This is a genomic window from Rossellomorea sp. NRS-1567 (assembly GCF_050467885.1).
Classification (GTDB): Bacteria; Bacillota; Bacilli; order Bacillales; family Bacillaceae_B; genus Rossellomorea; species Rossellomorea aquimaris_C.
In genome coordinates, this window is record NZ_JBITPL010000028.1 from 1 (window position 1) to 12,176 (window position 12,176).

A 12,176-nucleotide genomic window follows, 5' to 3' on the forward strand; every position below is an offset into this window, starting at 1 on the left:
AGTTTTCAAGGTTCAATGTGCTAGCGACTCCGTTTGGAGCGACTTTATTAATTTACCACAAATTCTTATGTGGTGTCAACTGTTTTTCGGAATTATTTAATGGTGTTTCTTCTAAATAATTCATTGCGTTTCAGCGACGTTTATTAATATACCAAGTTTATCGGGAGGGGTCAATACATTTCATGAACTTTTTTAAAAATATTTCAAACACATTACCTCTTTTACACTTCAGCCTTTTCATTCAGTTAGCCGCTCCCTCCATTCACTATTAGGACATAGTAAAGCTCCCGTTCGGATACTTACGGAAGCTGATTTTTAATCAATATGTTTCTTTCTTCGCTGCCGTCTTCATATACTTTAGACATTCCTTATGACTGGCAAACCTTTTAAAGAGTGAAAATAAGATTTTGTACCGTTCATCCATTGCTCTCTTAACGATATGATCAATTCGAGAATCTTTTAGATCGAACAGTATTTCATCCATTTCTCTTTTTAACAAATACTCTATTTCTTGTTTCTCTCTGTCATTAATCATTAACCCCAGCAAGTATGTCACCCCTTAATGTTTGTATTTGTAGTTTTTTCCATTAAAAGAAATTTATAATCATTTTTTTATAAGATAGATATTTTTTCCGGGGACATGCATATCTTTAGTAGAGATAGACGGTTGAACGGAGGGATGAAATATTGAATACGTTTCACACAGTTCATGCTAAGAAGTTAAAGCAAATCAGTCTGATTATCGTGATTTCATTTTTCACTGCCTTGTTTGTATATAGCAGTAACCTTTCGACTCTTTCTGTTTTTAGTACGAAGGATGGACCGAAAGCGATCTACAAAGGGGAAAAGGGAGTCGCGATTACATTCAATATTGGTTGGGGAGATGAAAAAGCGGGGCCGATCCTTGAAGAATTAAAGAGGATGAATGTCCAGTCCGCTACCTTCTTTCTTTCCGGAGCCTGGGCGGAGAGACACCCTGATTTAGTGGAGCAAATCGTGAAGCAGGGATATGAAATCGGAAATCTTGGCTATGCATATTCCGATTATACGGATATGGAACCAAATAAGATCAAGCAGGACATTTTAAAAGCCGATACCGTTTTCAAGAAGCTGAATGTAAAAGATGTGAAGTTATTACGCGTGCCAACCGGTCACTTTGATAAAGAAACATTAAAGGTAGCTGACTCTCTTGGACTGACAGTGGTTCACTGGAGTGTAGACTCTAAAGATTGGACGAATCCTGGTGTAGATGAAATTATCAATAATGTGAAGAAAGCCAAAAAAGGGGACATCATTCTCCTTCATGCATCGGATTCAGCTAAACAAACGAAATCCGCTTTACCGACCATCGTGAAGGAGTTGAAAGGAAAAGGGGATTTCATTACGGTTTCAGACATGATTTCAAATGGGGATGCCAAGTCTTCCCTCATACAATAATAAAAGCCCGCTGATGAAGGGATCTCATCAGCGGGCTTTTATTTGTTTAACTCTCCGTTGGCTGCTTACGTTGTCTTTCCAATTGGGACTTCTCGATATATTTAGGAAGACGCAGAAGCTGGAATGCATTACATGCCAATAAGGCCAGCAGCATAAGGTACAGCCATTTAACGGAATTCACCAGTAGGACCGGCAGCCACTCCAGTGTCGTTACAACAATCATAAAGAATAAGGCAGACACAAATGTGTTCGTCTTGGCTTCTGATTGCTGATTCTTCATGTAAGCTACGATTAAGCCAACGACCAGGATGCCGATTCCCAGAAAAATATAAGGCGTATACGACTCGCCTTCTTCAGCGAAAGCTCTGAATCGGAAGTAGATTAAATCAAACAGGACAAGAGCAATCAGGACCACTTGAACGGGATTCCATAATCCCTTAAACATTCCCATCCCGAATTGATGGATGGTTAAATAAGCGAAATACCCCATCTGACTGATTACACTAAATGTGAAACCTACAAATATAAACCAAAGTAGACTTGATAATATGCCAATCAAGTTTCCGTCTTGAATGTATGGGCCGAACTGATCCCATCTAATGAGAAGTGCGGCGATGGCAGTCACGGCTCCACCGATCACTAACGTATGAATGAAAAAACGAATCCAATTGCGGATGGTCACTTCTATTTTCCTCCAAATAAAAAAATATACACTCTTTTGATTGTACCAACGCCACTGTAAAAAATCCAGGTTCCAATTTTCCTTGTGCATATTTTTTTCGTTATTTCTCATATTAAGGGTAAGGGAATTTGTATGGAAGGAGCCTACCCATGAAAAGATATTCCTTTCTTTTTCTACTGACGATTTTTCTTCTATCCGCTTGTGGCGGTGGTGGGGATACAGGCAGTGGCAAAATGGATTATGAAGAAACCAAGAAAATGGTTGTCGATATATTAAAGACAGATGATGGTAAAAAAGCGATTCAAGAAGTCATGTCTGATGAAAAAATGAAATCAGAGCTAATTATGGACCAAGGGGTTGTGACGGATACGATTTCGAAGACGTTGACCTCTGAAAAAGGAACTGAATTCTGGAAGAAATCCTTCGAAGACCCTAAGTTTGCCGAAGCGATGGCGAAAAGCATGAAGGATGGAAATGAAAAATTGCTCAAAGACCTCATGAAGGATCCTGAGTATCAAAAAATGATGATGGATCTGTTAAAGGACCCAGAATTCAAGAAGGAACTGACTGAAGCATTAAAAAGCCAAGAATATAGGGAATATCTGCAAAAAGTCATTACGGAAACATTTGAAAGCCCTCTGTTTAAGGCTAAACTTCAGGATGTATTGTTGAAGGCTGCCGGAGAAATGAAAGATGGCGGTAAAAGCGAAGGTGGAGGTCAAGAATCCTCTTCCGGGGGACAAGGCGGATCTGAAGATACTGGTGGTACAGGCAGTGGCGGTGGAAGCCAATAAGATTTAAAAAGGACAAATGCGTGGAGATTCCAACGCATTTGTCCTTTTATACGGTTCATTAAGAGAGTTTTTCAATCACTTTATGAGCGATGTCACCATAGATCTGCCCTAAACGGTGGTCCTCTGCGTAAATGGAAGGAGCAAAATCCTCTTCGTTCCAATCAGGCTGTTGAAGTGGAAGCTTGCCTAATAAATCGGTACGGAGTTCTTCCGTCAGCTTCTCTCCTCCACCTTGACCGAATACGAATTCTTTTTCGCCTGTTAATTTACTTTCGAAATAGGACATGTTCTCAACCACACCGAGAATGTCATGATCGGTTTGCAGGGCCATGGCACCGGCTCTGGCCGCTACGAATGCTGCTGTTGGATGCGGCGTCGTTACGATGATCTCCTTACAATGTGGAAGCATCGTGTGAAGATCAAGGGCAACGTCTCCTGTTCCTGGCGGCAGGTCCAATAGCAAGTAGTCCAGCTCTCCCCACTCTACTTCTGAGAAGAAATTATTCAGCATTTTTCCGAGCATCGGCCCTCTCCAAATAACGGGGGCATTGTCTTCTACAAAGAAGCCCATAGAGATGACTTTTACACCGAAACGTTCTACCGGAATAATTCTTTCTCCCCGAACAACCGGTCGTTTCACGATTCCCATCATATCCGGAACACTGAACCCGTAAATATCTGCATCCACGAGCCCGACTTTTTTGCCTTGACGGGCCAACGACACAGCTAAGTTAACAGAAACTGTCGACTTTCCTACTCCGCCTTTTCCGCTGGCAATCGCGATAAAGGTTGTTTTACTTGCAGGTGATAAAAGATCCGTTCCTTGTCCACCGGATCCTCTATGCTTTTCAAGCTCTTCCTGTGGAAGCTCCGTGAACCGGATCCCGACAGATTCCGCTCCGTTATCCTTTAAGACTTGTACGATCTTTTGTTGGAATTGCATTTGTTCACCAGTACCTGTCTTGGCAATGGCAATCTTCACGCTTACATGCTTCTTTTCTTCCTTAATTGAAATTTCTGCGATACCATTTGTTTCTTCTAACGTTTTATTTAAAAAAGGATCTTTTAATCCAAATAAAAGTTCGCGTGTCTGTTGTTCAGTTAACATGAATAACCACCCTTTTCTATGTATTCGTTTTCAATCAATCTGCTTTCAGTATAACATATTCTTAGTTGAATGAATGATCAAAAGGTTTGGAATGCTTTTGTTGAATAATGAATGGTCGTAACGTTTGATTCTTTCTTAGATAAGAAAGCAGTAGTTGATTTCCGCTACAGGATGCTCGCTTTCCGCGGGGCTGGCGGTGAGCCTCCTCGCCTTTGGCTCCGGGGTCTCACCTGTCCAGCTATTCCCGCAGGAGTCGAGCATCCTTCCGCTCCAATCAACTTTCGAAGTATGTTTCCTTAAAGGCTATTCTCTACACCCTCAGACACAGGTCAAACAGACCTTCTGTATTTAAACAACAATCTTTTCGAAATTAGCCAAAAATAAAAGCTGAGAGGTTATTCCTCGTCAGCCTTTTCTTCGTCTTCATCTTCTATTGTTAAATAATTGAGAACCCCCTGATATACAGAGGCAGCGATTTTTTGCTGGTAGTCTTCTTTAAGTAAGTTAGCCCGCTCGCCTGGATTGGATAAAAACCCGATTTCCACTAAGGCTCCTGACTTTTTGGCGTGTTTTAAGATATACACATTTTGAATGCCCTTCGCTTCACGTGTCGTGTTTTCTAAATTACGTGTAAGCTCTCCTTGAATGGCTTTTGCAAGGGCTTTATTCTCTGTGTACTTTGGATTATAAAATGTTTGGGCACCGCTCCACTTAGCAGATGGAATGGAGTTCAGATGGATACTTAAAAATAAGTCTGCTTCAGAATCATTGATTAAGCTTAGCCTCTTCTTTAAATCCTCCACTTTCCGTCGGCTGTATCCTTTGGTTCCTTCATCGGCAAGATCTTCGTCTTTTTCACGCGTCAGGATCACGAGAGCCCCTTGTTCCTGGAGATAATCCCTTATCATCAGAGACACATTTAAAGCGATGTCCTTTTCAAGGGCATCCTGATCACCAGCCCCACCGTCCGGCCCGCCATGTCCGGGATCTATATAGATGATTTTACCTGATAAGGGGAGATTCCAGGAATCCCACGTATCCTTGTCCAGAATCTTATATTGAATAATGAATAATAATATCGCCAGTGCAGAAATCATCCCGATAACCTTTAGTTTCTGAATCATTCCAGTCCTCCCATTTCCAGTTTCAACCCGGAGTAAAACCTCTTTATAACTCCGTTGTCCTTACTAAAAAAATATGGGACGAGAATGATTTTTAGAACTGAAATGATTAATTCAAACGCAGTTTATGACGCTTGATCCCCTTTTCATACCCTTCTGACCACCATGTTTCCACAAAGTGCTCGCAGCAAAAATAAAAGGATTCATCCACTTGATTAGAGACACCCATCTCTGACCAATACAGCCAGAAATTATAAAGTGTATCAATAAAGTGTTTTAATTCTTCCTCGCACCGCTTTTTCACGTCGTCTGTGGGTTCACCAGTATAACCAAACTTGCTGACCTTTCCACCGAGCAGATAGGCTTCAATGGCCACATCAAAGCATGCCTCATCAAAGCCCTGCTGCATAAATACGCCGCCTTGAACCTTTATATATCCAAAATGCTTCCGGACACTCTCCTGAAGCATTTTAATTGAAATCTCTTTCAGCAATGTTCTTTCCGTCTTAATTTGCTTTTCTCTTCTCTTTGTATTGAAAGTTGTAATAACGTTCAAAAGTCATCCACCCCTTTGAACGTATTTTCCTACTTAACACACCACTTCATTCGAGTAACTGTTACCAATTTTTTTGAGGGACGGACCTCTGATTTTCACGTGAAACAGAAGGTCCGTCCCTCTCCCACATAACAACAAAAGCCCAACCGAATGAATCGGTTGAGCTTTTGTTTGAAATAATAATTAACGCTTAGAGAATTGTGGCGCGCGACGTGCACCTTTAAGACCGTATTTTTTACGCTCTTTCATACGAGAGTCACGAGTTAATAATCCAGCGCGTTTTAGAGATCCACGGTACTCAGGGTCTGCTTGTAGTAAAGCACGAGCGATTCCGTGACGGATCGCACCAGCTTGACCAGAATAGCCTCCACCATGAACGTTTACTAAAACGTCATAGTTACCAAGAGTTTCAGTTGCAACTAGTGGTTGCTTAATTACTTCTCTTAGTGCTGCGAATGGGATATATACTTCTACTTCACGATCATTGATAACAATGTTTCCGTTACCTGGTACTAAACGTACACGAGCTACTGAGCTCTTACGACGACCAGTTCCGTAATATTGAACTTGAGCCAAGATAATAACCTCCTCTTATTAATTATCCACGAAGTTCGTAAACTTCAGGTTGTTGTGCTTGATGCTTATGCTCTGCTCCAGCATATACATGTAATTTCTTGAACATTTGACGACCTAGAGAACCTTTTGGAAGCATACCTTTGATAGTAAGCTCTAACATTTTCTCTGAGTAGTTTGTACGCATTTCTAATGCTGTACGTTGTTTTAAACCACCTGGGTGATTAGTGTGACGGTAGTAAATCTTATCCGTTAACTTTTTACCAGTTAGTTCAATTTTTGAAGCGTTAAGAATGATTACATGATCACCAGTGTCAACATGTGGTGTGAATGTTGGTTTGTGTTTTCCGCGTAGAATTGAAGCAACTTCACTAGCTAAACGTCCTAGAGTTTTGCCTTCAGCATCTACAACGAACCATTTACGATCGATTTCGTTGGCTTTTGCCATATACGTTGTACGCATGATTTAACCTCCTATTTAATGAATCCGTAGTATTTATTTTCTAATCACAATAAGTTTCCGGGGCTTATCGTGGGGTTAATAACATACCATATGCTATATTATCTTGTTCCCAGACTATTGTCAAGAGAATGTTACACCAGGATTAGTTGTTTTAGTATTTTTTTTGAAACTTGATTATCATCTTTAACTAACCAATTCATTTTATGGTTACGAGAAGGTATGTCTATACCTAGATAGTAGTGGTTGATTTCCGCTCCAGGTGCTCGCTTTCCGCGGGGCGGGCGGTGAGCCTCCTCGGCTTCGCCTGTGGGGTCTCACCTGTCCCGCTATTCCCGCAGGAGTCGAGCACCTTCCGCTCCAATCAACTTCAACGGTGCTAATATAAACTATCTTTCAGAATGTTAAATACCCACTAATTCTGATTACAACCATAATCAACCTTCCACAGATATAACCCATGAGGTGGCGCTGTCTTCCCTGCCCTATTGCGATCCCGTGCTTCCAGTATTTCAGGGATCTCCTCTACCGGTAAATCCCCGGAGCCTACTTCTAATAATGTACCAACCAATATCCTCACCATATTGTATAAAAATCCATTTCCTACAAAAGAAAAAACGATTTCTTCTTCATGTTCTTGAATGTCAATATGGTGAATGATTCTTACTTTATCTTCCACTTCCGTCTTAGCCGAACAAAAGCTCGTGAAGTCGTGCTCTCCGATAAGGTGCCGTGCAGCACGCTCCATATCCGTTACAGATAAAGTATAGGGATAATGAAGGGCGAAGTGACGGTTAAACGGACTTCTCGACTCTCCCGTATACACACGGTAGCGATATTCCTTCTGTAGGACAGAGAACCTTGAGTGGAAATCAGTTGGAACAAACTCAGATTCTTTAACGGTTACTTCATCCGGTAAGCGTGTGTTCAGCACGACCGGCCATTTCTCTTCAGGGATGGACAAGGGTGTATCAAAATGAAAAACCTGTCCGTTCGCATGAACACCTGCGTCGGTCCGACCCGACCCACTGATCCGGATTCTTGCCCCTTTATGGATCGTGGACAGAATATCTTCTATGAGCCCCTGGACGGTACGCTGATTGGGTTGTACCTGATAACCATGAAAATAGGTGCCATCATAAGCGATGGTACACTTCACTCTCTGCATGCACGACACCCCCGTTATCCTCTAAAAATAATTAATATAACTGTTAGAAAGGCCAGTACCACTAAAGACCCTGTATCCTTCTTGTGCCAGGATAACAGCCGGTATTTCGTCCTGCCTTCTCCACCTTGATACCCTCTTGCTTCCATGGCTGTTGCCAGGTCCTCTGCACGTTTAAAGGCACTGACGAAAAGAGGGATCAGTAAAGGGATGATGGCTTTGATCCGATCTTTGATAGGACCGGAAGAAAACTCAGCCCCCCTTGCAATTTGTGCCTTCATGATTTTATCCGTTTCCTCCATCAAAGTCGGAATGAACCGTAAGGAAATCGACATCATAAGAGCCAGCTCATGAACGGGAAACTTCACTTTTTTCAATGGGTTCAATAGCGTCTCGAGACCGTCCGTAATCGTAATAGGGGAGGTCGTCAGCGTTAATAAAGACGTGACGAGAATCAGATAAAAGAATCGTAAAGAAATAAAGATCCCCTGCCTTAACCCCTCTTCATGAACAGATAATACGCCTAAGTCCAGGATGACGGGGCCTTCCTTGGTGAAAAACACGTGTAAAAAGAACGTAAACAGAATCAACCATAGGATAAGCTTCAATCCACCGATAATAAAACGCAAGGAAAGATTAGAAAGAATGAGTGCGCTAAACGTAAAAAGACCAAGCAATCCATACGTAACAAAATTATTTGCCAGAAAGACGACACATATAAATCCAAAGATAAATAATAGTTTTGCCCTCGGATCCATCTGATGAAGGATGGATTTAGCAGGTACGTAGCGACCAAAGATCATTTTCTCCATCATAGGACTTCACCTCCGTCACTGACTGTACGGATGGCTGAAGCTAATTCTTCTATCGTTAAACAGGTTTTCGGTAGCTTCTTTCCTGATTTGTATTCAAATTGATATTGAAAACGAACGACGTCGGGCACGTCCAATCCCATCTCAAACAGTTCATCCGCGGAAGAGAATATCTCCTCAGGACTTCCTTTTCTCTTAAGACTGCCTTTCTGCATGATCACAATCTCTTCTGCATAATGAGCAGCGTCTTCCATGCTATGGGTGACGAGAATGGTCGTCAGTCCTTTTTCTTTATGAAGATCATAGAACATGTCCATGATTTCACGTTGACCCCTTGGATCGAGTCCCGCTGTAGGTTCATCGAGTACAATGACCTCCGGATTCATTGCAAGTACTCCTGCAATGGCCACACGTCTCATTTGTCCCCCTGATAAATCAAAAGGGGATTTATTAAGTACTTCTTCTGAAAGTCCAACCTTTACGATCAGTTCCTTGGCTCTTCTTATCGCATCTTCTTCGGATACTCCAAAGTTCATTGGTCCGTAACAGATGTCTTTAAGTACGGTTTCTTCAAACAGCTGATGCTCAGGAAATTGAAAGACGATGCCTACCTTCTGTCTGACCGACTTTAAGCTTTTTGCCTTTTGTTTGGCTTTTATTTGATGCTCTCCAACTTGTACAAGGCCCTCCGTAGGCTTTAACAGTCCATTTAAATGCTGCAGGAGTGTTGATTTCCCTGAACCGGTGTGACCGATCACCGCGAGGAACTGACCTGTCGGGATGGAAAGATTGATATCTTGAAGGGCAAGCTTTTCGAATGGAGTGTTGAATGAATACCGGTATTCTACCTGTTGAAATGTGATTTGCATAATTCATTCACCAACTCTTCTTCTGTAAAATAGGTTTTAGACAAGGGTATCCCTGCCTCTTTAAGGGCTCCAGCAAGCTTTATTGTAAAAGGAGAGTCAAGGCCCAGCTTGATTAACTCGTCCTCTAATAAGAAAATTTCTTCCGGGGTTCCTTCCTTAAAGACCATGCCTTGATTTAATACAATCATTCGATCGGCTTTTGTCGCTTCTTCCAGGTCGTGAGTGATGGAAATCACCGTCAGGTTTTCTTCCTCTTTCAGCTTGCGTACTGTTTCAAGAACTTCTTTTCTTCCTTTCGGATCAAGCATCGATGTCGCTTCATCTAAGATGATGATCGATGGCTGAAGGGCTACGACCCCGGCAATCGCTACACGCTGCTTTTGCCCCCCTGATAAATGGTGCGGCTCTTGATTAAGAAAATCTTCCATATGGACACTTTTTAAAGCATCATTGACTCGCTGTACCATAGATTCATAAGGTACCCCATGGTTTTCTAACCCAAAAGCCACATCATCTTCTACTGTAGCACCAACAAATTGATTATCGGGATTCTGAAAAACCATACCCAGCTTTGAACGGATGTCCCAAATAGAGCTCTCCTCAAGAACGATACCGTCCACCGTTACCCTCCCCTTCTCAGGAAAATGAAGCCCATTCAACATTTTGGCAAGAGTCGACTTACCGGATCCGTTATGACCTACAATCGCTAACCATTCACCTTGATTGACAGTCAGACTAATGCCTTCAAGGGCGAAGGAATTCTGATCAGGGTATCTGAAATGTACATCGTCTACTTTAATGATTTCCTTCAATTTCTGTAACCTCCTCTACGCTATCCATACTCAGCTCTGCTCAAAAAATCTCTACATATAAAAAAAAAGCCTGCACCCCGACCAAAGAAAAGAGATCTTTTCTTGTTCAACCACTGAACAGCTTCTATGAAAATAGAAGTTGGAAGGGATGCACGAGCTAGACGAGTCAGCCGGAGCTGCTCATCGTAACGCTCTGCTTTTCATCAACATGCACTTATACAAAAAGGGCAAAGAAGCAGTTAAGGATTAACTGTCCTGCCCTTAATGTTAGAAGTCACGAATTATTAAACTAATTCGATGATTGCCATTGGAGCACCGTCACCACGGCGAGGACCAACCTTCATAATGCGAGTATATCCGCCTTGACGCTCTGTGTAACGAGGAGCGATGTCAGAGAATAACTTTTGTAAAGCATCTTGGTTGTTTTCAGCGTTTGCAACTTCTTTACGAATGAATGCACCAGCTTGACGACGCGCGTGAATGTCACCACGTTTACCTAAAGTGATCATTTTTTCCACAACTGAGCGAAGCTCTTTCGCACGAGTTTCAGTTGTTTCGATGCGCTCGTTAATGATTAGGTCTGTAGCTAAATCACGTAGCATTGCTTTACGTTGAGCACTGGTACGTCCTAACTTTCTGTAAGCCATTAAGGGTTCCCTCCTTTGTTGAATCTATATATGAAAGAAGATGTTATCAGTCGTCTTTACGTAAGCCAAGTCCAAGGTCTTCAAGTTTAACTTTAACCTCTTCAAGTGATTTACGTCCTAAGTTACGCACTTTCATCATATCTTCTTCTGTCTTGTTAGCAAGCTCTTGAACAGTATTGATTCCAGCACGCTTCAGGCAGTTATAAGAACGAACAGAAAGATCTAATTCTTCGATCGTCATCTCAAGAACTTTCTCTTTTTGGTCTTCTTCTTTTTCTACCATGATTTCAGCATTCTGCGCTTCATCTGTAAGGCCAACGAAAATATTTAAGTGTTCTGTTAGAATCTTAGCACCTAAAGAAATCGCTTCTTTTGGTCCAATACTTCCATCAGTCCATACATCAAGAGAAAGTTTATCGTAGTTCGTCATTTGACCAACACGAGTATTTTCTATTTGATAGTTAACGCGTGAAACTGGAGTGTAAATAGAATCGATTGGGATCACGCCAATAGGAAGATCCTCACGTTTGTTCTGGTCTGCTGGTCTGTATCCACGTCCACGTGATGCGCTTAAACGCACACGGAAGTGTCCACTCTTAGATAATGTTGCGATGTGTAAATCAGGATTTAACACTTCTACATCACTATCATGAGTAATATCAGCAGCCGTTACAACTCCTTCGCCCTGTACATCAATTTCCAGCGTTTTTTCTTCATCAGAGTAGATCTTCAACGCTAGCTTCTTGATATTCAAAATGATGGATGTGACATCCTCTACGACGCCTTCAATTGTTGAAAACTCATGCAGTACTCCATCTATTTGAATAGATGTGACAGCAGCACCTGGGAGTGACGATAGTAGGATACGACGTAAGGAGTTACCCAAAGTTGTACCATATCCACGCTCAAGTGGTTCTACGACGAACTTTCCATATGTGGCATCATCGCTGATCTCAACCGTTTCAATTTTTGGCTTTTCAATTTCGATCATTAATATTTACCCTCCTTCAAAACGTCGAAACTCCGGGCTAAATAAGTTAAAGTCCGAAATTCCCCATGTTTACGTTCCCTATTGTGCACCAACAACTGGTTACTTTTCTGAATGAACGTATCTTGTATCATATCCCATTATAGACAACG

At 41.8% G+C, this 12,176-nt stretch carries 15 protein-coding genes; 2 read left to right on the forward strand and 13 right to left on the reverse strand.

The genetic code is table 11. The features are described from left to right. Positions 1-319: 319 nt before the first annotated feature. Positions 320-547: a hypothetical protein gene (locus ACIFOD_RS19950; protein ID WP_113970914.1), complete on the reverse strand. Its 228-nt coding sequence runs from the start codon at positions 545-547 to the stop codon at positions 320-322. Between the two features lie 140 nt (positions 548-687). On the opposite strand from ACIFOD_RS19950, the gene pdaB reads away from it, so the two are divergent. Further along, complete coding sequence (gene pdaB, locus ACIFOD_RS19955) at positions 688-1,437, forward strand: polysaccharide deacetylase family sporulation protein PdaB (RefSeq protein WP_430315998.1); 750 nt, start codon at positions 688-690, stop codon at positions 1,435-1,437. Positions 1,438-1,483: 46 nt separating this feature from the next. On the opposite strand, the gene ACIFOD_RS19960 is transcribed toward pdaB, so the two are convergent. Continuing rightward, on the reverse strand, positions 1,484-2,119 hold the full coding sequence (locus ACIFOD_RS19960; protein ID WP_430315999.1) for a KinB-signaling pathway activation protein: 636 nt from the start codon (positions 2,117-2,119) through the stop codon (positions 1,484-1,486). A 149-nt stretch (positions 2,120-2,268) separates the two neighbouring features. On the opposite strand from ACIFOD_RS19960, the gene gerD reads away from it, so the two are divergent. Then, positions 2,269-2,913 carry a spore germination lipoprotein GerD gene (gene gerD / locus ACIFOD_RS19965; protein ID WP_430316000.1) on the forward strand — a complete coding sequence of 215 codons (645 nt, stop codon included), beginning with the start codon at positions 2,269-2,271 and terminating at the stop codon, positions 2,911-2,913. A gap of 58 nt (positions 2,914-2,971) precedes the next feature. Here gerD and ACIFOD_RS19970 read toward each other — a convergent pair whose 3' ends face one another. The 11 genes from ACIFOD_RS19970 to ACIFOD_RS20020 all read right to left on the reverse strand — a co-directional run bounded on the left by ACIFOD_RS19970 (position 2,972) and on the right by ACIFOD_RS20020 (position 12,027). Beyond that, complete coding sequence (locus tag ACIFOD_RS19970) at positions 2,972-4,021, reverse strand: P-loop NTPase (RefSeq protein ID WP_324746292.1); 1,050 nt, start codon at positions 4,019-4,021, stop codon at positions 2,972-2,974. A 395-nt stretch (positions 4,022-4,416) separates the two neighbouring features. After that, entirely contained in the window at positions 4,417-5,145 is a 729-nt protein-coding gene (gene cwlD / locus ACIFOD_RS19975; protein ID WP_430316001.1) for an N-acetylmuramoyl-L-alanine amidase CwlD, read from the reverse strand. 106 nt (positions 5,146-5,251) lie between these two features. Beyond that, on the reverse strand, positions 5,252-5,698 hold the full coding sequence (locus tag ACIFOD_RS19980) for a DUF2521 family protein (protein ID WP_397554507.1): 447 nt from the start codon (positions 5,696-5,698) through the stop codon (positions 5,252-5,254). 183 nt (positions 5,699-5,881) lie between these two features. Next, positions 5,882-6,274 carry a 30S ribosomal protein S9 gene (rpsI, locus tag ACIFOD_RS19985; RefSeq protein ID WP_113970907.1) on the reverse strand — a complete coding sequence of 131 codons (393 nt, stop codon included), beginning with the start codon at positions 6,272-6,274 and terminating at the stop codon, positions 5,882-5,884. A 22-nt stretch (positions 6,275-6,296) separates the two neighbouring features. Then, entirely contained in the window at positions 6,297-6,734 is a 438-nt protein-coding gene (rplM, locus tag ACIFOD_RS19990; protein ID WP_113970906.1) for a 50S ribosomal protein L13, read from the reverse strand. A 412-nt stretch (positions 6,735-7,146) separates the two neighbouring features. Next, positions 7,147-7,899, reverse strand: a complete 753-nt coding sequence (gene truA, locus ACIFOD_RS19995; RefSeq protein WP_430316002.1) for a tRNA pseudouridine(38-40) synthase TruA — start codon at positions 7,897-7,899, stop codon at positions 7,147-7,149. Positions 7,900-7,913: 14 nt separating this feature from the next. Continuing rightward, positions 7,914-8,711: an energy-coupling factor transporter transmembrane component T family protein gene (locus ACIFOD_RS20000; protein WP_430316003.1), complete on the reverse strand. Its 798-nt coding sequence runs from the start codon at positions 8,709-8,711 to the stop codon at positions 7,914-7,916. Next, the gene (locus ACIFOD_RS20005; RefSeq protein ID WP_430316004.1) at positions 8,708-9,577 is read right to left on the reverse strand and encodes an energy-coupling factor ABC transporter ATP-binding protein; all 870 of its coding nucleotides are present in this window, start codon (positions 9,575-9,577) and stop codon (positions 8,708-8,710) included. The genes ACIFOD_RS20000 and ACIFOD_RS20005 overlap by 4 nt, the downstream gene beginning before the upstream one ends. Then, a complete protein-coding gene (locus tag ACIFOD_RS20010; protein ID WP_397554503.1) occupies positions 9,553-10,389 on the reverse strand; it encodes an energy-coupling factor ABC transporter ATP-binding protein in 837 nt (278 codons plus the stop codon). Before ACIFOD_RS20010 ends, ACIFOD_RS20005 begins: the two co-directional genes overlap by 25 nt. Before the next feature lie 284 nt (positions 10,390-10,673). After that, positions 10,674-11,036: a 50S ribosomal protein L17 gene (gene rplQ / locus ACIFOD_RS20015; protein WP_034765940.1), complete on the reverse strand. Its 363-nt coding sequence runs from the start codon at positions 11,034-11,036 to the stop codon at positions 10,674-10,676. 46 nt (positions 11,037-11,082) lie between these two features. Then, a complete protein-coding gene (locus ACIFOD_RS20020; RefSeq protein WP_034765941.1) occupies positions 11,083-12,027 on the reverse strand; it encodes a DNA-directed RNA polymerase subunit alpha in 945 nt (314 codons plus the stop codon). Positions 12,028-12,176 lie beyond the last annotated feature (149 nt).